Origin of the sequence: Erwinia persicina, from assembly GCF_014838825.1 — a bacterium.
Taxonomy (GTDB): Bacteria; Pseudomonadota; Gammaproteobacteria; order Enterobacterales; family Enterobacteriaceae; genus Erwinia; species Erwinia persicina_A.
The window spans coordinates 18,841-42,171 of record NZ_JACYMO010000006.1 but is presented as its reverse complement, the minus strand read 5'-3'; the positions used below and the strand labels follow the sequence as shown (position 1 = coordinate 42,171).

At 51.2% G+C, this 23,331-nt stretch carries 20 protein-coding genes, 1 other RNA gene and 4 pseudogenes; 19 read left to right on the top strand and 6 right to left on the bottom strand.

The window, feature by feature from the left end; all coding sequences use genetic code 11:
* Window positions 1–28: 28 nt before the first annotated feature.
* Together recN and bamE are read left to right on the top strand one after the other, a co-directional pair.
* Window positions 29–1,690 carry a DNA repair protein RecN gene (gene recN, locus IFU29_RS15130; RefSeq protein WP_191934655.1) on the top strand — a complete coding sequence of 554 codons (1,662 nt, stop codon included), beginning with the start codon at window positions 29–31 and terminating at the stop codon, window positions 1,688–1,690.
* Between the two features lie 182 nt (window positions 1,691–1,872).
* Window positions 1,873–2,214, top strand: coding sequence for an outer membrane protein assembly factor BamE (bamE, locus tag IFU29_RS15125; protein ID WP_191934654.1), 342 nt, complete (start codon window positions 1,873–1,875; stop codon window positions 2,212–2,214).
* Between the two features lie 106 nt (window positions 2,215–2,320).
* Here the strand turns inward: bamE and IFU29_RS15120 are convergent, their stop codons facing one another.
* Window positions 2,321–2,608: an RnfH family protein gene (locus tag IFU29_RS15120; protein ID WP_191934653.1), complete on the bottom strand. Its 288-nt coding sequence runs from the start codon at window positions 2,606–2,608 to the stop codon at window positions 2,321–2,323.
* Window positions 2,601–3,035 carry a type II toxin-antitoxin system RatA family toxin gene (locus IFU29_RS15115; RefSeq protein WP_191934652.1) on the bottom strand — a complete coding sequence of 145 codons (435 nt, stop codon included), beginning with the start codon at window positions 3,033–3,035 and terminating at the stop codon, window positions 2,601–2,603. The genes IFU29_RS15120 and IFU29_RS15115 overlap by 8 nt, the downstream gene beginning before the upstream one ends.
* A gap of 160 nt (window positions 3,036–3,195) precedes the next feature.
* On the opposite strand from IFU29_RS15115, the gene smpB reads away from it, so the two are divergent.
* The 6 genes and pseudogenes from smpB (at window position 3,196) to IFU29_RS15085 (ending at window position 9,325) form a co-directional block, all read left to right on the top strand.
* Window positions 3,196–3,678, top strand: a complete 483-nt coding sequence (gene smpB, locus IFU29_RS15110; RefSeq protein ID WP_191934651.1) for an SsrA-binding protein SmpB — start codon at window positions 3,196–3,198, stop codon at window positions 3,676–3,678.
* 49 nt (window positions 3,679–3,727) lie between these two features.
* Window positions 3,728–4,091, top strand: a transfer-messenger RNA (tmRNA) gene (gene ssrA, locus IFU29_RS15105).
* Between the two features lie 204 nt (window positions 4,092–4,295).
* Window positions 4,296–5,537, top strand: a pseudogene (locus IFU29_RS15100) (integrase domain-containing protein).
* 180 nt (window positions 5,538–5,717) lie between these two features.
* A pseudogene (locus IFU29_RS15095) lies at window positions 5,718–6,104 on the top strand (transposase); the annotation flags it as partial.
* A 217-nt stretch (window positions 6,105–6,321) separates the two neighbouring features.
* Window positions 6,322–6,685, top strand: a pseudogene (locus IFU29_RS15090) (conjugative transfer ATPase); the annotation flags it as partial.
* 126 nt (window positions 6,686–6,811) lie between these two features.
* Window positions 6,812–9,325 carry an SIR2 family protein gene (locus IFU29_RS15085; protein ID WP_191934650.1) on the top strand — a complete coding sequence of 838 codons (2,514 nt, stop codon included), beginning with the start codon at window positions 6,812–6,814 and terminating at the stop codon, window positions 9,323–9,325.
* A 185-nt stretch (window positions 9,326–9,510) separates the two neighbouring features.
* Here the strand turns inward: IFU29_RS15085 and IFU29_RS15080 are convergent.
* Window positions 9,511–9,868, bottom strand: a pseudogene (locus IFU29_RS15080) (transposase); the annotation flags it as partial.
* 482 nt (window positions 9,869–10,350) lie between these two features.
* On the opposite strand from IFU29_RS15080, the gene IFU29_RS15075 reads away from it, so the two are divergent.
* From IFU29_RS15075 to speG, 7 genes are all read left to right on the top strand, one after another.
* Window positions 10,351–11,211, top strand: coding sequence for a PA4780 family RIO1-like protein kinase (locus tag IFU29_RS15075; protein WP_062744575.1), 861 nt, complete (start codon window positions 10,351–10,353; stop codon window positions 11,209–11,211).
* A 167-nt stretch (window positions 11,212–11,378) separates the two neighbouring features.
* Entirely contained in the window at window positions 11,379–11,765 is a 387-nt protein-coding gene (locus IFU29_RS15070; protein ID WP_191934649.1) for a DUF1090 domain-containing protein, read from the top strand.
* A gap of 414 nt (window positions 11,766–12,179) precedes the next feature.
* Entirely contained in the window at window positions 12,180–13,130 is a 951-nt protein-coding gene (locus IFU29_RS15065) for a hypothetical protein (RefSeq protein ID WP_423244843.1), read from the top strand.
* A 128-nt stretch (window positions 13,131–13,258) separates the two neighbouring features.
* On the top strand, window positions 13,259–14,266 hold the full coding sequence (locus IFU29_RS15060; RefSeq protein ID WP_244633717.1) for a BamA/TamA family outer membrane protein: 1,008 nt from the start codon (window positions 13,259–13,261) through the stop codon (window positions 14,264–14,266).
* Window positions 14,263–15,408, top strand: a complete 1,146-nt coding sequence (locus tag IFU29_RS15055; RefSeq protein WP_191934825.1) for a DUF4056 domain-containing protein — start codon at window positions 14,263–14,265, stop codon at window positions 15,406–15,408. The genes IFU29_RS15060 and IFU29_RS15055 overlap by 4 nt, the downstream gene beginning before the upstream one ends.
* A gap of 412 nt (window positions 15,409–15,820) precedes the next feature.
* On the top strand, window positions 15,821–16,687 hold the full coding sequence (locus tag IFU29_RS15050; RefSeq protein ID WP_191934646.1) for a nucleoside-specific channel-forming protein Tsx: 867 nt from the start codon (window positions 15,821–15,823) through the stop codon (window positions 16,685–16,687).
* A gap of 141 nt (window positions 16,688–16,828) precedes the next feature.
* On the top strand, window positions 16,829–17,395 hold the full coding sequence (gene speG, locus IFU29_RS15045) for a spermidine N1-acetyltransferase (RefSeq protein ID WP_191934645.1): 567 nt from the start codon (window positions 16,829–16,831) through the stop codon (window positions 17,393–17,395).
* Window positions 17,396–17,437: 42 nt separating this feature from the next.
* Here the strand turns inward: speG and IFU29_RS15040 are convergent, their stop codons facing one another.
* From IFU29_RS15040 to IFU29_RS15030, 3 genes are all read right to left on the bottom strand, one after another.
* Window positions 17,438–17,860, bottom strand: coding sequence for a hypothetical protein (locus IFU29_RS15040; RefSeq protein WP_191934824.1), 423 nt, complete (start codon window positions 17,858–17,860; stop codon window positions 17,438–17,440).
* 91 nt (window positions 17,861–17,951) lie between these two features.
* On the bottom strand, window positions 17,952–19,370 hold the full coding sequence (gene mmuP / locus IFU29_RS15035; RefSeq protein WP_191934644.1) for an S-methylmethionine permease: 1,419 nt from the start codon (window positions 19,368–19,370) through the stop codon (window positions 17,952–17,954).
* Between the two features lie 85 nt (window positions 19,371–19,455).
* Window positions 19,456–19,791 carry a DUF2002 family protein gene (locus tag IFU29_RS15030; protein WP_191934643.1) on the bottom strand — a complete coding sequence of 112 codons (336 nt, stop codon included), beginning with the start codon at window positions 19,789–19,791 and terminating at the stop codon, window positions 19,456–19,458.
* Between the two features lie 150 nt (window positions 19,792–19,941).
* Between IFU29_RS15030 and IFU29_RS15025 the strand changes: the two genes are divergently transcribed.
* From IFU29_RS15025 to nrdE, 4 genes are all read left to right on the top strand, one after another.
* Window positions 19,942–20,265: a DUF883 family protein gene (locus tag IFU29_RS15025; RefSeq protein WP_191934642.1), complete on the top strand. Its 324-nt coding sequence runs from the start codon at window positions 19,942–19,944 to the stop codon at window positions 20,263–20,265.
* A 284-nt stretch (window positions 20,266–20,549) separates the two neighbouring features.
* Window positions 20,550–20,792 carry a glutaredoxin-like protein NrdH gene (gene nrdH / locus IFU29_RS15020; RefSeq protein WP_191934641.1) on the top strand — a complete coding sequence of 81 codons (243 nt, stop codon included), beginning with the start codon at window positions 20,550–20,552 and terminating at the stop codon, window positions 20,790–20,792.
* 4 nt (window positions 20,793–20,796) lie between these two features.
* Window positions 20,797–21,207, top strand: a complete 411-nt coding sequence (gene nrdI, locus IFU29_RS15015) for a class Ib ribonucleoside-diphosphate reductase assembly flavoprotein NrdI (protein ID WP_191934640.1) — start codon at window positions 20,797–20,799, stop codon at window positions 21,205–21,207.
* On the top strand, window positions 21,180–23,330 hold the full coding sequence (nrdE, locus tag IFU29_RS15010; protein ID WP_191934639.1) for a class 1b ribonucleoside-diphosphate reductase subunit alpha: 2,151 nt from the start codon (window positions 21,180–21,182) through the stop codon (window positions 23,328–23,330). The genes nrdI and nrdE overlap by 28 nt, the downstream gene beginning before the upstream one ends.
* Window position 23,331 lies beyond the last annotated feature (1 nt).

Here is a 23,331-nt window from a genome sequence, read left to right as displayed (position 1 = left end):
ATCTGTGTTTTCATACAGGAAGACAACTATGCTGGCACAACTGACCATCAGTAATTTCGCTATTGTACGCGAGCTGGAGATCGACTTTCAGCGCGGAATGACGGCCATCACCGGTGAAACCGGTGCGGGTAAGTCCATTGCTATTGATGCGCTGGGGCTGTGTCTGGGTGGTCGTGCCGAAGCAGATATGGTGCGTCAGGGGGCCGCCCGCGCCGATATCTGTGCGCGCTTCTCGCTGAAAGATACCCCACCAGCCCAGCGCTGGTTGATTGAAAATCAGCTGGATGATGGCAACGAGTGCCTGCTGCGTCGTGTGATCAGCAGCGACGGCCGGTCACGTGGCTTTATCAACGGCACGGCCGTCCCGCTCTCGCAGCTGCGTGAGCTTGGCCAGACATTGATCCAAATCCACGGCCAGCATGCCCACCAGCTCCTGTTAAAACCCGAACATCAGAAAGCCCTGCTGGATGCCTATGCAGGCGAACCCCTGCTGATGCAAAACATGGCCCGCCACTACCGCCAGTGGCATCAGAGCTGCCGGACGCTGGCACAGCATCAGCAGCAGTCACAGGAGCGTGAAGCCCGTCGTGAACTGTTGCAGTATCAGCTGAAAGAGCTGAACGAGTTTGCACCGGTCAGTGGTGAGTATGAGCAGATCGACGACGAGTACAAACGCCTGGCTAATAGCGGTCAGCTGCTCTCCACCAGCCAGCAGACGCTGCTGATGCTGGCTGACGGCGAAGAGAATAACCTGCAGAGCCAACTGTATACGGCACGCCAGCTGATGACGGAGCTGACGGAAATGGATGACAAACTCAGCGGCGTATCAGCCATGCTGGAGGAAGCCGCCATTCAGATCAGTGAGGCCAGCGATGAGCTTCGCCACTACTGCGACCGGCTGGATCTCGACCCCAACCGCCTGCACGAACTGGAACAGCGCCTGTCGCGTCAGATCGGCCTGGGCCGTAAGCACCATATTGCCCCGGAAGAGGTGCCGCAGTTCCACCAGCAACTGCTGGCAGAACAGCACTTACTCGACCAGCAGGAAAGCGATCAGGATGAACTCAGCCAGGCGGTCAGCCTGCACTACGCTGCCGCACTTCAGTGCGCACAGGAACTGCATGACCGCCGGGTGCACTTTGCCGCTGAACTGAGTACGCTGATCACCGAGAGTATGCACACGCTGTCGATGCCGCACGGTCGCTTTACCATTGAGCTTCAGTTCAACCCTGAACACCTGACGGCCGAAGGCGCTGACCGCATTGATTTCCGGGTCAGTACTAACCCGGGCCAGCCGGTTCAGCCGTTGGGCAAAGTCGCCTCCGGCGGCGAGCTGTCGCGCATTGCACTGGCGATTCAGGTGATTACCGCACGTAAGATGGATACGCCAGCGTTGATTTTCGATGAAGTCGATGTCGGCATCAGCGGACCAACCGCTGCCGTTGTGGGCAAAATGCTGCGTCAGCTGGGCGAGTCGACTCAGGTGATGTGCGTGACCCATCTGCCGCAGGTGGCTGGCTGTGGCCATCAGCATTTCTACGTCAGCAAAGAGACCGATGGTGCAATGACCGAGACGCATATGCGACCACTGGACAAGCGTTCACGTCTGCAGGAGCTGGCGCGTCTGCTCGGCGGTAGCGAGGTGACGCGCAACACGCTGGCCAACGCAAAAGAACTTTTAGCCGCCTGACCATTGCACTTTTTCACCACTTTGTGGTCATATCGTTGCTCCGTAGAGGTTTTAAACTACGGAAAGGTTTATTATCATCGGCAAGTTACGCGGTATCATCGTTGCAAAATGATAAACCCGAAAGACCCGGAGCTGCGGTTTCAGGGGATATGAATATAGCCACAAAGGAATAAACATTGATTATGCGCTGTAAAACGCTGACTGCTGCTGCGGTGGTTCTTCTGATGACGACTGCGGGTTGTTCCACTCTGGAGCGCGTGGTGTACCGCCCGGATATCAACCAGGGTAACTATCTGGTCGCCAACGATGTTGCGAAGATCCATACAGGAATGACGCAGCAGCAGGTTGCTTACACTCTTGGCACGCCGATGATGCATGACCCGTTTGGTAACAACGTCTGGTACTACATCTTCCGTCAGGAGCCTGGCCATGAGCCAGTGAAACAGCAGACGCTGACCCTGACCTTCGATAAAAGCGGTACGCTGACCAATATTGATAACAAACCGGCCCTCAGTAAGAACTAAGGCTGATCGTTTGTAGCAGATCCCGCCCCCTGGTTCCGGTCGGCATGCAGTTAACGGCGGGTAAGGCGGGGGAAAATGATTCAAAAAATAAGGCGCTGAGTGCGCCTTATTTTTTTGCTGCCCGCTCTGCCCGCTGACGGCGCAGATCTTTCGGGTCGGCAATTAACGGTCGGTAGATTTCAATGCGGTCCCCGCACTGCACGATATCGTGCAGCTTCACCGGACGGCTGAATATCCCGACCTTGTTTTCCTGCAGGTTGATGTCGCTGCGCAGCGTCAGTAAACCCGAAGCAATAATCGCCTGCTCTACGGTACTGCCCTCCTCCACTTTGACACTGTAGAGATACTGCTTTTCGGGCAGCGCATAGACCACTTCAACCGCGATATCAGGCACTGTAGACCTCTTTAGCGCGCTGGGTAAATGCCTGCACCATGCTGCTGGCCAGCTCTTTAAAGATGCGACCAAAGGCCAGTTCAACCAGCATATTGGTAAACTCAAAGTCCAGATTCAGCTCTACCTTACAGGCATCTTCGCTGAGGGCGGTGAAACGCCAGCCGCCGGTCAGCTTGCGAAAGGGCCCGTCTACCAGCTGCATATGGATGCTTTGATTATCCGTCAGGGTGTTGCGCGTCACGAAGGTTTTACTGATCCCCGCTTTGGAGACGTCCACCGCAGCGGTCATCTGGTCGTCGCTGGCATCCAGCACCCGGCTACCGGTACACCCCGGCAGAAACTGCGGATAGCTGTCGACATCATTCACTAAGCGGAACATTTGTTCCGCACTGTACGGCACCAGCGCCGAACGACTAATCTGGGACATATCCATTCCTGTCTTTTTTTATAACGCAGTAATAATACCATCGCAGGCAATCAAACAAAAATTCTCTCCTGCTAACCATCTGCTAAAATACCTGTTTCCCCTGCCCAGGATGTTACAGGGGATGCCATTAATCACGGCTTCATGTAAACTAAGTGGCACTATGACAAAGAAAAAAGCACATAAACCCGGTTCCGCGACCATTGCCATGAACAAGCGCGCCCGTCACGAATACTCCATCGAAGATGAGTTCGAAGCCGGGCTTTCGCTCCAGGGATGGGAAGTCAAATCCCTCCGCGCCGGTAAGGCCAACATCAGCGACAGCTACATTATGCTGCGCGATGGTGAAGCTTACCTGTTCGGGTCAACTTTCCAGCCGCTGAGCGTGGCTTCATCGCACTATGTCTGCGACCCGACGCGCAGCCGCAAGCTGCTGCTGAAAAAACGCGAGCTCGACACGCTGATTGGTAAAGCCAATCGTGATGGTTACACCATCGTGGCACTGTCGATGTACTGGAAAAATGCCTGGGCCAAGCTGAAAATTGGCCTGGCGAAAGGGAAGCGAGAGCACGACAAGCGCGATGACATTAAAGATCGCGAGTGGAAATTAGACAAAGCACGTATTATGAAACACTCAAATCGCTAACCTACTGGCACAGCGACAGGTTTTTCTGATATACTGCTAAACAGTACTTGGGGCTGATTCTGGATTCGACAGGATTTGCGAAGCCCTAGGAGCATGCCGAGGGGCGGTTTGCCTCGTTAAAAGCCGCAAAAAAATAGTTGCAAACGACGAAAACTACGCACTAGCAGCTTAATAACCTGCTTAGAGCCCTCTCTCCCTAGCTTCCGTTCTTAAGACGGGGATTCAAGAGAGGTCAAACCTAAAAGAACTCGTGTGGATACCCGGCCTGGGGTTGAAGCATTAAAACCAATCAGGCTAGTTTGTCAGTGGCGTGTCTGTTCGCAGCTGACCGGCGAATGTAAAGACAGACTAAGCATGTAGTGCCGACGGTGTAGTAATTCTGGACGCGGGTTCAACTCCCGCCAGCTCCACCAAATTCTTGGTCGATTGGTTACCAGACCCACTCGATGAAGTCCTGAAAACCCGCAAGGCGTAAGCCTTGCGGGTTTTTTTGTGTCTGAGATTTGTCCCGGGAAGTCTGAAGCAAACTAATTAAATCCGAACCTTTTAGGCACCTTGTTAGGCACCTCATAAAGCATTATTGTTTTTGAGGTGCCTAAAACTATGGAAACCCGGCAATGGCAAGACAAACCAAACCTTTATCCGTCAAAGAAATCGAATCCGCCAAACCCAAGGAAGCGGACTACGTTCTCTACGATGGCGATGGCCTTGAGCTACTCATCAAATCCACCGGCAGCAAAATATGGCAGTTTCACTACATTCGTCCTGTCACCAAGAAACGTGCAAAGAAGAGTATTGGCCCCTACCCGTCAGTTACCCTTGCTGATGCCCGAAACTATCGTGCAGAGTCTCGTTCTCTTCTGACGAAACAGATCGATCCTCAGGAGCATCAACAAGAACAACTGCGCAGTTCGCTTGAAGCTAAAACCAACACTTTCATGTTAGTTGCCGAGCGTTGGTGGAACGTCAAGAAAGCCAGCGTCACAGAGGACTATGCTCATGACATTTGGCGCTCACTTGAAAGAGATGTTTTCCCCGCGATTGGGAAGGTCAATATTACGGATATTAAAGCTCATACATTGGTTCAGACCGTTCAACCTGTACAGGCCAGGGGCGCGTTAGAGCCTGTCCGCCGCCTTTGCCAACGTATAAATGAAGCCATGATTTATGCCCAGAATACGGGCCTGATTGATGCAGTTCCCAGTATCAATATTGGTAAAGCCTTTGAGAAACCGCAGAAAAAGAACATGCCTAGCATCCGCCCAGATCAGTTACCACAAGTGATGCAGACAATGAGAAATGCCAACATTATTTTGCCTACTCGATGTTTGTTCATGTGGCAACTTCTGACTATCTCACGCCCCGCTGAAGCGGCGGCAGCTCGGTAGGATGAGATCGATTTTGATGCTAAAGAATGGAAAATCCCAGCAGCTCGCATGAAGATGAACCGAGATCATACGGTTCCATTATCGGATGAAGCCCTTACCATTCTGGAAATGATGAAGCCTTTGAGTAGTAATAGAGAATTCATTTTTCCAAGCCGTATCAAGCCGAATCAGTCTATGAATAGCCAAACAGTGAACGCGGCACTTAAACGTGCTGGTTTTGGTGGTGTGCTTGTCTCCCATGGCCTGCGATCTATTGCTAGTACGGCCCTCAATGAGCAAGGATTTCCGCCTGATGTTATTGAGGCAGCGCTTGCCCATGTGGATAAGAATGAGGTTCGTCGTGCATATAACCGAAGTGACTACCTTGAGCAGCGACGGCCGATGATGCAGTGGTAGGGGGATTTCGTAAGCAATGCCGACAGCGGGAGCATTGTTGAAAACGGAAGAGGAGAGTTAAAACTTGTGGTCTGAGTTTCTAGCAGGATTGGTTAGTTTTTCCAAGGAAAAAGTGCATATGCTCAAACCTGCTCTGCAGATTTTGTAGGTAGATCACAATCGAATCTGACAGTCTGGTTTGAGCGAGAAGCGGACATTGTAAGGATTGCCCACGGTCGACGCTCCTGCCCTTTAGTTTGAGCACAGGAGGAGCGAATGGGCACACCACGATTTATACCCGACTTTAATAAAGAAGCCATTCGTCAGATAACGGAACGCGGTTATTCCGTTACCGAATTATGTGACCGTCTAGGCGTTTACGCGCACAGCCTCTACAAGTGGCTACGGACTATCAAGCCTGATACCTGATAACGGCGAACAGCATGCCCGGAATTGACTGGTAACCAAGAGTAAGATCCTGACACTACAGGCGCAGGTAAAACGCACCGAAGAAGAACGCGATATCCTGAAAAAGGGCGCGCGGTACTTTGCTGCGGAGCCCTACTGAAGTACCGATTTATCAATGAAAACTGCACTGTACGGGGTGTGATGACGATGTGTCGGGTACTGAATGTCGCTCGGGCCGATATCTTCGATTACATTGATGCCTTCTATAGACGGTCTCGGTGCCACAGCTACATCGGCGGGTTCAGTACAAAGGACTTTGAACAGGCCTTGTAGTGGGGACAGAATTTGTCTACGTGTGTAGGGGCAGTCCACTATGGGCATAAAATGAAAAGTAATCATTCGGCTTTGCCGTGATTGTATTAGTCGCGTGTCCACTATTGGAGGAGAGGATCTGTTCTGCTCCGGGTTTGGGGGCGAACGTGACCAGCACTTGGGACGATCCATCGTCAATATCACCTACAAGGCGCATATCATCACCGTAAACACGCTGCTGGCACGTTTTGTTGTGGAACAGATCATCCGCTTTAAGTCTCTGACGCCGGAATAGCACAAACTCCCGCTCAGCGCCACAAAAACACTAGGGAAGTATACCGAAGGAGTGGTGCTTTCGCCGCGTGTTGAGGCAAAGTTACGCGTGATCTCTCCTGCCCTGTGGCTGGCGGTAGGGATTATGGAGAAATAGGAAAAAGCAGAGCGAATGCGGATTGCGGGTATTTGGGTGTAGTGAGCTGGAGGCGGCGATGAGGATACCTGAAAAACATTTTTTCAGAAGCTGATTTGTACTTACCTTACTTAATTTGGTATCTTTGATATTCTAAAGGCAAACAAATCGTTAGCCACTATTTTATCAAGAAAAGTCTTTTACATACGCCCAAGTTTTACTTGGATAAAGAGGGAATACAATGGAAAAAACTATAAATTTACTAATTGATAAGATGAAGTTTGGCAAACCAGTTTTATTCACTGGTGCCGGTTTTTCTTATGGCATGAAAAATATAAAGTCCAAACAACCTAAAGGGGTGGATGATCTTTCGAAGCTTTTAATGGGGGGGGTGGATATATCTTCTGATGATGGAGTAATACCTCTTAAAGATATCGTAGACTACTATATTGAAAGTGAAAAAGAAAACCAACTAATTGCAGCATTAGAAGATGAATTTATTATAAATGAGGTTTCTGATTATCATAAAGAAATCGCAAAAATAAATTGGAAGCGAACTTACACGACCAATTATGACTTTGGGTTTGAATTAGCATGTAATGAAGTAGGCAAAAAACTAAGGACAGTAAACCCATTAACTGACTCAGAGATGTTTAGAGATGGCAATATTTGCGTCCATATCAATGGAGATATGGGTATTTTAAGTAAAAAAACATTAACAAAAGAATTTGCACTAAGCGATATATCTTATGTTCTAAATAATTTTGATGATTCGTATTGGTTTAAATTACTTGCAAAAGATTTCGATTCAGCATCCGCAATTGTATTTGTAGGTTATTCTTTATATGATGACATGATAAAGAAACTATTAAAATCTAATGAATCATTTAAAGAAAAAACTTTTATCATCACATCACCCACTGCGAAAGAAAAGGATCTATTCAAGCTTAAAATTTATGGCCATGTATTAAGCACTGGGACCGAAGGTTTTGCAAAACTAATAAAAGATAAATATAATAACCTTGTATCTGATATTATAGACAACAAACCTGAGCATTTAATTGAAGTTGATGGTGAGTATTATGAAAATGATGATTTAGAAATCGAAAAATTAGACATCCATAACTTCTTCTTATTTGGTAAAATAGACAACAGAAAAATACAAAAAGATTATACACAATACTTACTTGGAGAGAAAAATTATTTCATCCCTAGAGAGAGGGTAATAGATGAATGTATAGCAAAAATAAAAGAAAAAAAGAACGTTATAATTACAGGAGAAATTGGTAACGGGAAAAGTGTGTTACTAGAACAGCTTATATCTCATTTATTAAAAAAGGAAAAAATAAAAACATACACCCCGGGAGAACAAGATGAAATCACCCCATCAAAATACCTTGCTGATTTTGACAAGATTATAAATAAGAATGAATTCTCTGTTGTTATTTGTGATGATTTAAATAATAACACATCATTAATTTCCGATTTTGCGATGTTACAAAATAAAAATATAATATTAATAGGAAGCATAAGAAGTATAGAATTAGATAGAACTGATTTTTTTGGCATCGATTTCGATGTTATTAATATTGACGAACTATCACAAGCTCAGTATATAGAAGAAGTGAAGTCAGAAGTAGATTATCTAATAGATTTAATCGATATGCTTAACTTCTGGGGAAGTGAACGTGTAACTCTATCACTAGAATCAAAAAGGCGATTGGTTGAAAAAAACTTCAACAATCAGATAAGTGAGTTACTACTCGATTTATTTTCTTCTGAAAACATAATAAATAAAATTGGAGAATATACAAATGAAGTCATGAATAATCCATCTTATAAAAAAATATTATTCTTCATATTATTGTTTAAATATTTGAACATCCCCATAAATAGCAACATAATTAAATCACTATCAGAAAACAATGATGTAGATTCGCTTAAATTCAGCAGAAATAAAAATATTTCCCTAATATACTCCAACCGTAATATCAATGGGTTCACAGAAAAATCAAGCATATTCTGTCGCGTGACGTTAAAATATTTATTCCAAAATGAATACAAGATTCAACTATTTCTAAAAACAGTAGAAATAGTTGAAAGGGAATGGACTAAAAATAGTAACAAAGTTGATTTTGAAATAGTAAATCTAAAGAAAAACCTCATCAAAGAAATAATGAGATTTAGTAATGTCGATAATTTATTAAAAGAAATGAATGGTAAAAAACGATCTTTGTTTAATTATTATGACAATCTAATATTAAAAGCAGGATGGTTAAAAAAAGAATCTCATTACTGGCTGCAATTAGCTATGGCGGAAATAGCTAATGACCTATTAGATCCTGCTCAGGAAAAATTAAACACTGCCTATAAGATAGCCAGAAAAAAACAAGAAAAAAAAGAATACGATACATCCAGCATAGATACTCAGCAAGCAAGACTCTATATTAAAAAAGCATTAAAAGAACAGCACGATGCAGCCATATGGTCATTTTTCTATAGGGCTCATAATTTATTACAAAGCAGCGATAATGGAAAGCACCGATACAGACAAGTAAAAGAATATGAAAAAATTTATAATCAAAAGTACTCATCCCTTTCAAAACAAAACAGGTTAAATTTCAAAGAGTGCTGTGTTTACATGCTTGCACAGGCAGAGCGTGTTAACGTTGAAGATTATGGTGAACACTCCATACGGCATTGCAAGGACTCGTTAAGTCAAGTATTGGAAAAAATAAACAGTTCTAGCATTTAATTTATAATCTAAAATGGCCTTGTGATTACAAGGCCACTTATATTTAACTTATCCATATATTCCACACCTGTAAATATAAATCAACAGCCCCTACTTTTCCTTTTATATTAAAGTGACTATTCTGAAAGGCATACGACTACGTGAAGTATCTCGACGAAAGCTAGTCCCTAAATAATTGATCCTATCGACAGGGACAACCCTGTAAGCCTGCAGGCATGACGTTGCGACAGACCGGTCGCATCACACATAAGCTCAACGGCTTCCCGCTTCTGGCCAGTCGTCAGTACTTTCGCCCCAGAGCCACATGAAGTGCCTCCTTATCCAGCATGGCTTCGGCAGGCAGCTTGTTGAGTCTGGCGTTCTCTTCCTCAAGCGACTTCAGGTGTTAACTTCGGGCACCTACATACCGCCATACTTCTTGCGCCAGGTGTAAAAGGTGGCGTCGGAAATGGCGTGCTTACGGCAGAGCTCACGGGCAGAAACCCCGGCTTCAGCCTCGCGGAGGATACTGATGATCTGTTCGTCGGAAAAACGCTTCTTCATGGGGATATGCTCATGTGGCTTATGAAGACATTACTAAAATCGCCGTGTGTTAATCAACGGGGAGCAGGTCACCCCGTGCATCCGCCCCCATATGAACCCGTTCTCGTTCAGACACTGCTGCCACAGCCTGCCGCTGAAGGATTCCACCGTCGCATTGTCCGTCGGTGTTCACGGGAGTCAGAAATCGGTCCTTATTTCTATACACCCGCTTGTTCAGCCGGTTACCCCATAACCATCGTGCAAAATAACAGCCGCGAGTCGGCTCCTGCCGGTACTGACACGCCCCTTCCCTGCCCCAGTTCATGCTGCTGTCCCCTGTCCGATCGGCCTGTCACTGAAAAATGTCACTCATCGACGCCGCCAACCCCACAAACCGCCTTTTTTTCGGTAAAATGACCTCATTGTTCAGCCTCTGCCATTTGTTCTGTGTCGCCGTCTTTGTTATTGATACGAAAAGCGGCCGAAATAAGGTATAAAGCCGCATGAAAATCCCAAAACGAATCCAACCCCTGGTCGATGACGGCCTGATAGACGACGTGCTTCAGCGCCTGAAAAGCGGTAAAGAAGCTGACGTTTACACGGTGCTGTGCGGTGACAAGATCCAGTGTGCCAAAGTGTATAAAGAGGCCACGCAGCGCAGCTTCAAGCAGGCCGTGCAGTATCAGGAAGGACGTAAAGTCCGCAACACGCGTGACTCCCGCGCGATGAAAAAAGGCTCACGCTTCGGGCGCAAGCAGCAGGAAGAGTCCTGGCAGATGGCCGAGGTCGATGCGCTGTTCCGTCTGGATAACGCCGGGGTGCGCGTGCCGCAACCCTATCTCTGCGTAGAGGGCGTGCTGCTGATGGAGCTGGTCACCGATGCTGAAGGCGCGGTTGCACCCCGCCTCAGCGATGTGATCCTGACGGAAGAGAATGCCGTTACTGATTTCAATATCATGATCCGTAATATCGTGCGCATGCTCTGCGCCGGCATCGTGCATGGCGATTTATCCGAGTTTAACGTGCTGCTCGATGCCCGGGGCCCGGTGATTATCGATCTGCCGCAGGCTGTTGATGCGGCGGCCAACAACCTGGCAGAATCCATGTTTGAACGTGATGTGAATAACATCACCGCCTACTATGGCCAGTACGCGCCGCAGCTCCTGAAGACGCGCTATGCCAAAGAGATATGGATGCTGTATGAAGACGGCAAACTCACCCCGGAAGTGGCGCTCACCGGCCTGTTTGTTGAAGAGACACATGAAGTGGATATGGGCTCCCTGATGGATGAGATCATTGCCGCCGAAGATGAATTTTATGACCGCCAGCGCGCCAGCAAAGAGCGGGACGACGAAGACGACTGACAGCCAGCATCGGCAGCGCTCACAGCCCGCAGGTTCACCTGTGGGCTTTTTTTTGCCTGCGTCCCGGGCACTTCCCGCAGCAATGGCACAAACAATGTGTGGTGATAAGGATCTCTTAAGAACGCCAGGTATAATAGCGGTCACCACACCGCAAATTTAGGATAACAATGAAAAAGCACCTGATTATTCTTAGCTCAACCCTTATCGCCAGCTGTTTTTTTTCCGTGCAGGCCAGCGCCGCGCTGACCGGCTGCGCGGCTAAACAGCAAAGTATCCAGCAGGAAATCCAGTACGCGGAACAGCAGAGTAATCCGCACCGCGTGGCAGGCCTGAAGAAAGCGCTGAAGGAAGTCACCGACCACTGCACAGACAGCAGCCTGCTGAAAGAGCGTCAGGCAAAGGTGGCAGAAAAACAGCGTAAAGTGCAGGAGCGTGAGCAGGAGCTGACCGAAGCCAAAGCCGATGGCAGACAGGAAAAAATCGATAAAAAAACGAAAAAACGGGATGAAGCCCGCGAAGAACTTCGCGAGGCTGAAGCAGAATTAACCCGCTAATGACGCGCCAGAACGTCCTGTACCAGGGCGTTCTGCTCTCTTCCCTTCCCGCGAGTGATGATCCCTTATTTATTTTATCTGTGTCATAGCAAGCATTAAATGTAAAAACATTGCCTTCTCCGCGTTACTCAAACCGGTTAATTGCCAGACTTATCCCGGTAATTAAACTGCCAGCCAGTGATTAATAAAACATAAAGAATTACAATTAATAAAAAGCCATGCCTGCCGCGGAAATATCGCATTTTCTGGAATGAAAAGGGAGAGGACTGTCGCTATGCTCCTGCGATCCCTTCCCAGCACATACATGGATTGTAATAAATGAAGAAACAGCCAAACACTAAAGTCAATATTATTGCCGGTTTCCTGCTCTGCTCTGCACCGCTGGTGCCGGCCTTTGCGGGTGTGCCTAATGCGATGATACCTGACTCGCTGGATTATCATGGAGATACCGACCCTCTGATGGTCCTGGACGATCAAAAACCACAACGTTCACCCGATCTGTTTGGTGAAACCACTGGCCCTCTGCCCTTTTTTGGTAAAGAGATACGCCGCCGCGGTTATGACTTACCCGATCCCTATGGGATTGGTTTTAATTACATGAACATGCGTCAGAATATTAAGGTTAACAGTATCAATTTCTCTAACCTTAAAATCCCTTCACTGTTTCCCGGCATGGCACCGATCCCGATTGGCAACGATCTGTTTAATATTAACGTCGGCCATACCCGGGAAAGGTCCAAAACCGAGAATGCCAGGCTGGATACCTGGTTATTTCCCTTTATGAATGTCTACGGCATTATTGGCCATACAAAAGGGAGCTCGGTCTCTGATGTCTCCGTCTGCGCGGTGGGTGCCTGCCCCCCGCAGCTCAAGAACCTCAATTTTACGCTGAAATTTAAGGGAACCACCTACGGCGGCGGCACAACGCTGGCCTATGGGTATCACAACTGGTTCGGCACGCTGGATTTCAACTATACCCGTACAGACTTCGACATTCTTGATGGCAGTACGTCGGCTTTCACCTTCACGCCGCGCGTCGGTTATCGCTTCACCGTGCCAGGATTTGAACGCTTCTCCATCCCGGTATCGCACGCCAGCGTGTGGGTCGGCAGTATGTATCAGGATGTCTCTCAGGACTTCAGAGGCAGCCTGGGTAATCTGAACATGCCGCAAAACCTGGTACAGCTGGTGAACTTCGTCAATAAAGACGACCAGGGCCGCTTTCGCGTTAAGCAGCATTTGCAGTCTCCCTGGAATATTCTGGTCGGCGGGCAGTACGAAATTACGCGTAACTTCAACGTGATTACCGAGGTGGGCTTTGAAAAACGTAACAGCGTAATGGTTGGTGGCGAGTTTCGTTTCTAAACATGTGGGCTAACATTGGGCTATTAATGACTTTGTTTCTCATTCCGTCACTGTCCCAGGGCACCCTGCTGTTAAGCAGGCCGACGGTGGACAGATACCTGAGCAGGTTCAGCACGCAGGAGGCCGATTTGCATAAAGGTATCGACTGGGGGGTGGTGCCGGGACCCTTTTATACCCCGGAGCTGGGCGTGGGCATCGGTGTTGCTGCCGTCGGGTTTTACCATCCCGACGATCGTCCGCAGTCTTCACCGCTGTCGTCGTTATCCCTCACCGGCTTTGGTAGCTCAACGGGCGCGTTTGGTGTGGGTTACGAAAACTACACCTTTTTTCATCAGGATCGGTGGCGTTTTTTTCTCAACGGGGACCTGAGCCATCGTCCGCTGGATTACTGGGGCGTCGGTTACCAGGCCGGGCGACATCAGCGGGGAAAGCAGTCCTATAACGCCCGCTCCGTTACCCTGACGCCCAAAATCCTCTACCGGCTGGGGGCGAATACCTACGTCGGGGTGGGCGGTTCCTTCGACGACCAGAAAGCGACCGGGTTAGAAAAAAAAGCAGCAGGAAGCTTCTTTCAGCACCCGGTGCGCTTAAGTGAGATGAACATCGGGGCCAGCCTGTTGTTCAGCTATGACACGCGGGATGTCACCATCAATCCTTCGCGCGGACAGCTGCTCAATATCAGCTATACCCGATATACTCCGACCTTAGGCAGCGATAACCGCTTTGACGTCTGGGATACGCAGTACGATCTATATCATCCCCTGACCCCTACCACCCTGCTGGCGTGGGAGCTGTACGGCCGGTTCGCCGGGGGCAATGTCCCCTGGACAATGACCGGCTTTTTAGGGGACAGCCATCACCTGCGGGGTTATTACGAAGGGCGTTACCGCGATCGTAATATTGTGACGACCCAGCTTGAACTGCGTAAAAAACTGAGCTGGCGGCACGGTGTTGTCGCCTGGGTTGGTGCAGGCAGTATGTCTTCTGACGTCCACAATGTCGCTGACGGCCACTGGCTTCCTACCGTCGGCGTCGGTTATCGCTTTGAGATTAAAAAAAGCATGAATCTGCGCTTTGACTACGGCGTAGGCGAGAAAAGCACGGGGTTCTATTTCCAGGTTGGGGAAGCGTTCTGATGAAAAAGAGATGGGTGCTGTTAACCCTGGTGTTAAATGCCTGCCAGGTCCCGGTCCCGGCCGCCTCCGCCTTAAAAACAGGAGATCTCCGGCAGCCGGCGGCCCTGGCGACCCAGGTCTGGCCCACCCTGCCTACTCTGTCGCCCCCGGATGGCCTGCGGCCCTGCTGCGCCTTCGGCTATGATGTGCAGGCAAAATTTTTAGGCATCCCGGTGCCCTTTATTCAGTTCGGTAACGTGGTGGCTGCGGACAATACGGGCAGGCATCACTACAACGACAGCTGGGACAGTATCATCATGACCCTGACCGGGCTGAACAGTGAGCACGACGGAATTGTCTACACCCGGCGCGGAGGGTTTATTGACCTCGCCCACGTGCGCGACACCGCGGATAACACGCTGTGGCTGTTTACCCGCATTTTGCCGCAGCTGGGCCAGGCGGGCACCCTCACGCTGCCTGATGAGCTGGGCCAGCGCATCATCCGGCTGGGGCACTTTACCCCGCCAGCTAACGCGCTGGACCGCTATAACCTGGCGATCCGGCTGGCAGCCCATCTCGCCTTCCAGCTGGCGGTCTGGCATGAAGTGGCGCAGTGGTACGGCTTTGAATCCGTACCGGGCTATTCAGAAGGGGTCTCGGCCTTTTCCCCGGAAGATCTCTATTCAAACCTGCTGGGCGCACGTATTGCGATCGACCTTCTATCCCACGGAGGGGGCACCTCGCTGACGCAGTACGAGGCATCAATGGCACAGATGATCCCCCAGGCTCTGGCACAGCTGCTGGCGGTCAGCCCCAAAGAGACCCGCTTCCACTTTGATATGATCGACGGATCGTGGTGGAACAGCCGCTGCCGCCTGCCGGATAAATTCCTCGTCCTGCGCCGTAACTACAGCACCCTCGACCGCCGCCTCCCTTCCCGTCCGGCAGACAGCGTCCCCGAACTCTGGCTGACGCTGCCCAACCACTTTAACCAGCAGCCTCTTTCCGGTTTTGCGCGGCTGGAAATCTGGCCCGGAAAGAATATGGTGAATTTACCCACCCCGCAGCTGATGTACCAGTACGGGGATTTTGCCCAGCTGGCGCAGCAGGCAGAGCAAGCCGACCGCGATCATCTGGCCGCAAAAGGGGATGCCTGTCGTTAGGGCATAGAGGGTTGCCACCCCGATGACGCATAAGCCCGCCTTATGACTGAGCAGAAAACAGCGCCATCCTTTTTTACCGCCGACGCCCCTCGTTTTTACCCTGAACCTGAGAAATCACCAGGCAACCGTTTACCTTGCTGCCTGGCGACGGCAAAACCCCTTTTCTGATTAAGTTCCGTACTGCCGTGGATTTTTTGTGATTTGAATCACACTTTAGCTGAATTGAAATGAAACAGAATTTGACAAGTGTGAGCAATCTCTATTTCCTAACACGCTGTTAGCGGCACACTGCCGCAGCAATGATGGCGGGTGTTTTTTTCGTAATCTTAATCACCCATTTGTCGCCGTAGATAACCTGACCCAACCAGCGCGCTGGCTACAGAGCCGGGTCTCAGAGCATGTGGTAATAATAATGAAATATAAAATTATGATGGCTGGCGCGCTGGCAGCGCTCTCTTATACCCACTCCTCATTCGCTGAAACCAGCAGTCCGGAGTATGTTTCTGACTGGTGGCATCAGAGCGTCAATGTGGTCGGCAGCTATCACACCCGCTTCGGGCCTCAGCTGAACAATGACGTTTATCTGGAATACGAAGCCTTTGCGAAAAAAGACTGGTTCGATTTCTACGGCTATATTGATGTGCCTAAATTCTTCGGGGTGGGCAACGGTAACGACGTCGGCGCATGGGATGACGGCTCCCCGTTCTTTATGGAGATCGAACCGCGCTTCTCCATCGACAAACTGACCGGCACCAGCCTGGCGTTTGGCCCGTTCAAAGAGTGGTACTTCGCCAACAACTATATCTACGATATGGGTGACAACCGTGCCAACCGCCAGAACACCTGGTATATGGGCCTGGGTACCGATATCGACACCCATTCCGACGTCGGCCTGTCGCTGAACGTGTACGCAAAATATCAGTGGGCGAACTACGGTGCAGCCAACGAAAATCAGTGGGACGGATACCGCTTCAAGGTGAAATACTTCGTGCCGCTGACTCAGCTGTGGGGCGGCAACCTGAGCTATATCGGCTTCACTAACTTTGACTGGGGTTCTGACCTTGGGGATAACTCCGCGCCCGCGCGCACCAGCAACTCGATTGCCTCCAGCCATATTCTCTCGCTGGGCTACGACCACTGGCACTACTCCGTCGTGGCGCGTTACTTCCACAACGGCGGCCAGTGGAATGACGGCACCGAGCTGAACTTTGGCAAAGGCGATTTTAACGTTAAGTCGAACGGCTTCGGTTATTACCTGGTGGTGGGTTACAACTTCTGATGACCCCGGCGTGACTGAAAATCAAGGTCACATCCTGTTCCGGTAAAAAGCGTCACGCAACGCGCCTTCGGGCGCGTTTTTTTTACCTGTGATAAACCGTTATACTCCCCGGCAATATTGCATCCCCGAAAAGGAATTTTTATGTCGGCTAAGTCTGTTGATCACAGCGTGAAACTGCGTCCTCTGGAGCGTGAAGACCTGCGGTTTGTCCATCAGCTGGATAACAACGCCAGCGTCATGCGCTACTGGTTTGAAGAGCCCTACGAGGCGTTTGTTGAGCTGTCCGATCTTTATGACAAGCATATCCATGACCAGAGTGAGCGGCGGTTTGTCGTTGAGCATGATGGGGGTAACGCCGGGCTGGTGGAACTGGTAGAGATTAACCACATCCACCGTCGTGCAGAATTTCAGATTATTATCGCCCCCAGCCATCAGGGCAAGGGTCTGGCCAGTAAGGCCGCGAAGCTGGCGATGGAGTACGGTTTTTCGGTGCTGAACCTGTATAAACTCTACCTGATCGTCGATAAAGAGAACGAAAAGGCGATCCACATTTACCGCAAGCTGGGCTTTGAAATTGAAGGTGAGCTGATCCACGAATTCTTTATCAACGGTGAATACCGTAATACCATTCGCATGTGCATCTTCCAGCATCAGTATCTGGAAAAATTCAAACCAGCACACAGCATGGTAAAAACCACCGCGCAGTAAAGAAAAACGGCAGGAGGGTTCACCCGACCTGCCGTTGTTGAGTCAGCCGCCGCGTGCACCGACCGGATTCATAATGGTCTGAACGCGTTCCGGTTCAATCTTATACATCCCCCCGTAGAACGGGTCGACCAACAGCCAGCCCGGGAAGCCCAGCAGCGGGATATTCCCCAGCAGATACCACAGGTTGGCGCTCTCTTTCAGCGGCAGCGTCTGCGGTACATAGCCCTGACGTTCCAGCATGACCAGGTACTTCTTCTTGCCAAAGTAGTTACCGTTGGACTTCATCAGCGTCACAGTTTTCGGCGTATAGCCTTCGGCGACCGCTTTACCGGTCTCGTCCTGCACCACAAACTTCACCCCCGGAGGCTGCGTCTGTAAGGTGACGTCCTGCGTTTCGCTACCGACAATCGTGGCGCAGCCACTCAACATCCACGCTGCTGCCAGCGCTGCAATCAGCCGTTTCATCATTTATCCTGCCTGAGTCCATCATGCTAACAGTCTACGCGCCACCTTCGGCAAACTAGCGGGCTAATAGCGCGGCTAATTGGGGGTTTATTCAGCCATTGACGCCTGGGACGGGGCGCGGTTCCGGCAGACGCCTGCGGCGTCGCTGCGTCAGCCAGTGCGCCGCATAGCACAGCGCCACAAACGGCAGGCCGCACCACAGCGCGATACGCTGGTCGGGGTCAAATGCCAGCCCGATACACGCCAGCAGGCACAGGCTGAAGCCCAGCAGAGGCGTCAGCGGGAACCAGGGCGCGCGGTACTTCAGCTCGCTTTCGCCATGTCCTTCCCGCAGCCACGCGCGGCGAAAGCGGTAGTGTGAAGCGCAAATACTCATCCACACCGCCACCACGGCAAAACCCGATATAGCCGACAGCGCCACAAACACCGTATCCGCGGCCACCACGCTGGAAAGCAGCGCCAGCAGACCGCCCAGCATACTGACGGAGATCGCCACCAGCGGGATGCCGCGCCGCGTCAGACGAGTGAAGCAGGCGGGCAGCGTCTGCTGATTAGCCAGTGACCACAGCATCCGGCCAGAGGCATAGAGTCCGGAATTGGCGGCAGAGAGGATCGCCGTGAGGATCACAAAGTTAATCACATCAGCCGCGTACGGCAGCCCGATCTTTTCAAAGACCATGACAAAGGGGCTTTTTACAATCCCGGCCTGATCCATCGGGATCAGGCTGGCGAGGATCAGTACCGTACCGACAAAGAAGATGATCAGACGTACTACCGTGGTGCGGATCGCCAGCGGCAGGACTTTATGTGGCTCTTCCGTTTCACCGGCGGCGATGCCGATCAGCTCCGTACCGGAGAAAGCAAAGTTGACCGCCACCATGGTCATCAGGATCGGCAGTACGCCGTGCGGAAACCAGCCCGACGCAGTGAGATGGTGGAAAAACGGTGCCGGGGTGCCGTCCCGCAGCGGAATAAATCCAAACATCGCCGCCCCACCCAGCATCAGAAACGCCAGAATGGTGATCACTTTGACCACAGAGAACCAGAACTCGGCCTCCGCAAAGAAGCGCGAGGAGACGACATTCAGCAGAAAGATCAGCACGCAGAACAGCAGACACCACAGCCAGACCGGGGAATCGGGGAACCAGTACTGCATACAGAAACCGGCGGCTGTCAGGCTGGAGCCCAGTGCTACCGTCCACGTCAGCCAGTACAGCCAGGCGACGGTATAGCCGGTGCCCGGGCTGAGATAGCGGGCAGCATAGACGTGGAAAGCACCGGTTTCAGGCATCGCCACCGAAAGCTCTCCGAGACTGAGCATCACCAGCCAGACCACCAGCGCCCCGATCAGGTAGGCCAGCAGTGTGCCAGCAGCACCTGTCGTGGAGATAATATAGCCGGTATTAAAAAAGAGTCCGGTGCCAATCACGCCACCGAGGGAAAGCATCACCAGATGGCGTGCTTTCATACTGCGTTTGAACTGCCGGGGGGCCTGCTGTTGCTGCTGCATGATGCTGTCAATCCGTAGGGACGCCTTTATGGCCAGTTGCCCGCGTTATACCGATTCAGTCCGGCGAATGCAACGCGTTGAAAAATTAGCCAAACATCCTTTCCAGATAGCGTTCCAGCGCCATGCGCGAACTGAAACCGTGGGGGATCCCGTAGTGATCGTTGTTTTCCCCCGCCAGATACATCGGGAAGCGCACGTAATGATCGCAGGTTTTCACATCTGACGATGCCGCAGTAATAGCCTGGCTTCGCTCCTTGAGCGTCGGGTGGATCACCAGGGCGGTACGACCCAGACGCGCCTCACGGTTGACGTAAACATAGTCCTCGCCGCGGCGGTAGCCGTAAGTTTTTGCGGTGACCGCATCCATTTCAAATCCCGCCTTTTCCAGTACGCGAGCTACCTCATCAGGTCGTAAATACATGCTTGCTCCTCTCAGTCTGCTAACCCCGCAACCTTACAACAGGCGACACAGCAGGGCTTTCGGATTAGTCCATAAACGCCGCGCATGGCATGGCGTTTTGTGAGCCTGTTCTATACTTAATAGTACTTTTTCAGATCAAGGGAGCAAAAAATGTTCAACCGGACACCAAAAAATGACGAGATCGACCTGAATCAGGATGTTTCTTTGCTGGCTGACAGCCTGGACGATCTGTTGAAGTCCTGGGGCAGCAAATCTAAGGAAGAAGCGGACCACGCGCGCTCACGGGCCGAATCCCTGCTGAAAGAAACCCGGGCTAAACTTCACGGCCGGAACCGCGTCACCCAGGCAGCCAGAGATGCCGGTGGCCATGTAGATGACTATGTGCGCGAAAAACCCTGGCACGGCGTGGGCATCGGTGCCGCCCTGGGTATCATCGTTGGTGCCCTGATCGCCACCAGCACCACTGGCAGATAGTGCATTAAAGACGCAATATTGCGAAGCCCGTAGCAAAAGCTGCGGGCTTTTTTTTGCCATATTTATTTTCAAATGGGTTGACGCCTTGTGGCGCAAGGCTTGTGTGTGAGCCGGATAAATAAATACGAAAAACCTATATGTTGTGTGGTTGCATTCTTAACGCACTATATCTAGTATTCAAACCATCAGGACCACACAATATGGTGTGGCAGTGGCGGCGCTCACCGGGCAGTAAATCAGCGCCAGTAACTTGCGATAACCGGCCCATAAGGTGAATACGAATCATGCGCATTATTATTTACACTAAAGATAACTGTGTCCAGTGCAACGCGACGAAAAACGCCATGGACAAAAACGGTATTAACTACCAGCTGATCAATCTGGACAGTGAACCGGCACACGTTGAGACGCTGAAGTCCCTCGGCTACCGTCAGGTCCCCGTGGTGATGGCAGAGCAGGATCACTGGAGCGGTTTCCGCCCGGACAAAATTCTGGCACTGAGCCATCAGGCCGCAGCGCGGGGATAACGTCATGACCACGCTGGTGTACTTTTCCAGCCTGTCTGAGAATACCCATCGTTTTATCACCCGTCTGAACCTGCCCGCTGCCCGCATCCCCGTAGATCATGCGCAACATCTGCAGGTTGACCAGCCCTATATTCTGGTGGTGCCCAGCTACGGTGGGGGGACGGCACAGGGGGCCGTCCCCAGACAGGTTATTCAGTTTTTAAACGATACCCATAATCGTCAGCTGATCCGCGGCGTGATCGCCGCTGGCAACCGCAATTTTGGCGAGGCTTACTGCCTGGCTGGCGACATTATCGCGCGTAAATGTCAGGTGCCTTACCTCTATCGCTTCGAGCTGATGGGCACCTCTGACGACCTCGCTAACGTCTACAAGGGAGTAACCCAATTTTGGCAGCAACAGACAGCACACTCATAGAGGCTACGGCGACAGTACCGGATTATCATGCGCTTAATGCGATGCTGAATCTTTACGATGCCGACGGTCATATTCAGTTTGAAAAGGACCGTGAGGCCACGCGCCAGTATTTTATCCAGCACGTGATCCCCAACAGCGTTCAGTTCGACTCGATCGCTGAACGCCTGCAGTATCTGGTTTCCGAAGGCTACTACGAAGCTGACGTCCTGAATGCCTATCCGTTTGAGTTTGTCTGCTCGTTGTTCCAACAGGCTTATGAGCGGCGCTTCCGCTTCCAGACGTTTCTCGGAGCCTGGAAGTTTTACACCAGCTACACGCTGAAAACCTTTGATGGAAAACGCTATCTGGAAGGCTTCACCGAACGCGTCTGTATGGTGGCCCTGACGCTGGCAAAAGGGGACCAGACGCTGGCTCGTTCGCTGACCGATGAGATCCTCGCCGGTCGTTTCCAGCCGGCGACGCCCACCTTTCTCAACTGTGGTAAACAGCAGCGCGGTGAGCTGGTCTCCTGCTTCCTGCTACGCATCGAAGACAATATGGAGTCGATTGGCCGCGCAGTGAATTCGGCGCTGCAACTGTCCAAACGTGGCGGCGGCGTGGCGTTCCTGCTTTCCAACCTGCGGGAGTCCGGCGCGCCGATCAAGCGCATTGAAAATCAGTCTTCCGGGGTGATCCCGGTGATGAAGATGCTGGAAGATGCCTTCTCATACGCTAATCAGCTCGGCGCACGTCAGGGTGCTGGCGCGGTCTATCTGAATGCACACCACCCGGATATTCTGCGCTTCCTTGATACCAAACGCGAAAACGCCGATGAAAAAATTCGTATCAAAACGCTCTCTCTCGGCGTGGTGATCCCCGATGTAACGTTCCAGCTGGCCAAAGACAACCAGCCGATGGCCCTGTTCTCCCCGTATGACGTTGAGCGCATCTATGGCCTGCCGTTTGCCGATATCAGCATCAGCGAGAAATATGATGAGATGCTGGCCGACGAACGTATCCGCCGCACCTTTATTAATCCGCGTGAGTTCTTCCAGACACTGGCCGAAATCCAGTTTGAGTCCGGCTATCCGTACATCATGTTTGAAGATACGGTCAACCGCGCCAATCCGATCCACGGCCGCATTAATATGAGCAACCTGTGTTCAGAGATCCTGCAGGTGAACACCCCGACCGAATACCATGACGATCTCAGCTATAAGCGTATCGGCAAGGATATCTCCTGCAATCTGGGCTCACTGAATATCGCCCATGCGATGGATTCGGCGGACTTCGCCCGCACCATTGAGATTGCGGTGCGTGGCCTGACGGCGGTGTCTGACCAGAGCCACATCCACTCGGTGCCGTCTATCGAACAGGGGAATGCGCAGTCGCACGCTATTGGCCTGGGGCAGATGAACCTGCACGGTTACCTCGCGCGCGAAGGCATTCAATACGGTTCGGAAGAGGGGCTGGATTTCACCAATATCTATTTCTACACGGTGACCTACCATGCCCTGCGCACCTCAAACCTGCTGGCACACGAGCGCGGCACCTGCTTCAGCGGCTTCGAAAATTCACGCTACGCCAGCGGCGAATACTTTAATCAGTACGTTGAGCAGCGCTGGCAGCCGCGCACGCAGAAGGTTGCCGCGCTGTTCGCCAGCGCCGGAATTGCTGTGCCGACGCAGTCGGATTGGCAGGCACTGAAAGACGCCGTGATGCAGCACGGGTTATACAACCAGAATTTACAGGCTATTCCGCCAACGGGGTCGATCTCCTACATCAACCACGCGACGTCGAGCATTCATCCGATTGTGTCGCGCATCGAGATCCGCAAAGAAGGCAAAACCGGCCGCGTCTATTACCCGGCACCGTTTATGAATAACGACAATCAGGCGTTCTACCGGGATGCGTACGACATTGGCCCGGAAGCGATCATCGATACCTACGCTGAAGCCACCCGCCATGTCGATCAGGGACTCTCCCTGACGCTGTTCTTCCGCGATACCGCCACCACGCGCGATATCAATAAGGCGCAGATCTACGCCTGGAAGAAAGGCATCAAGACGCTGTACTACATTCGTCTGCGCCAGATGGCGCTGCAGGGCACGGAAGTGGAAGGCTGCGTCTCCTGCTCACTGTAGT

Excerpts from the sequence above, each read along its gene's own strand:
- speG (WP_191934645.1), top strand. The coding sequence starts at position 16,829 with ATGTCGGCTAAGTCTGTTGATCACAGCGTGAAACTGCGTCCTCTGGAG.
- IFU29_RS15030 (WP_191934643.1), bottom strand. The coding sequence starts at position 19,791 with ATGTATTTACGACCTGATGAGGTAGCTCGCGTACTGGAAAAGGCGGGA.
- IFU29_RS15115 (WP_191934652.1), bottom strand. The coding sequence starts at position 3,035 with ATGTCCCAGATTAGTCGTTCGGCGCTGGTGCCGTACAGTGCGGAACAA.
- IFU29_RS15025 (WP_191934642.1), top strand. The coding sequence starts at position 19,942 with ATGTTCAACCGGACACCAAAAAATGACGAGATCGACCTGAATCAGGAT.
- IFU29_RS15065 (WP_423244843.1), top strand. The coding sequence starts at position 12,180 with ATGATACCTGACTCGCTGGATTATCATGGAGATACCGACCCTCTGATG.
- IFU29_RS15050 (WP_191934646.1), top strand. The coding sequence starts at position 15,821 with ATGAAATATAAAATTATGATGGCTGGCGCGCTGGCAGCGCTCTCTTAT.
- recN (WP_191934655.1), top strand. The coding sequence starts at position 29 with ATGCTGGCACAACTGACCATCAGTAATTTCGCTATTGTACGCGAGCTG.
- nrdH (WP_191934641.1), top strand. The coding sequence starts at position 20,550 with ATGCGCATTATTATTTACACTAAAGATAACTGTGTCCAGTGCAACGCG.
- mmuP (WP_191934644.1), bottom strand. The coding sequence starts at position 19,370 with ATGCAGCAGCAACAGCAGGCCCCCCGGCAGTTCAAACGCAGTATGAAA.
- smpB (WP_191934651.1), top strand. The coding sequence starts at position 3,196 with ATGACAAAGAAAAAAGCACATAAACCCGGTTCCGCGACCATTGCCATG.
- nrdI (WP_191934640.1), top strand. The coding sequence starts at position 20,797 with ATGACCACGCTGGTGTACTTTTCCAGCCTGTCTGAGAATACCCATCGT.
- IFU29_RS15040 (WP_191934824.1), bottom strand. The coding sequence starts at position 17,860 with ATGAAACGGCTGATTGCAGCGCTGGCAGCAGCGTGGATGTTGAGTGGC.
- IFU29_RS15075 (WP_062744575.1), top strand. The coding sequence starts at position 10,351 with ATGAAAATCCCAAAACGAATCCAACCCCTGGTCGATGACGGCCTGATA.
- IFU29_RS15085 (WP_191934650.1), top strand. The coding sequence starts at position 6,812 with ATGGAAAAAACTATAAATTTACTAATTGATAAGATGAAGTTTGGCAAA.
- bamE (WP_191934654.1), top strand. The coding sequence starts at position 1,873 with ATGCGCTGTAAAACGCTGACTGCTGCTGCGGTGGTTCTTCTGATGACG.
- IFU29_RS15070 (WP_191934649.1), top strand. The coding sequence starts at position 11,379 with ATGAAAAAGCACCTGATTATTCTTAGCTCAACCCTTATCGCCAGCTGT.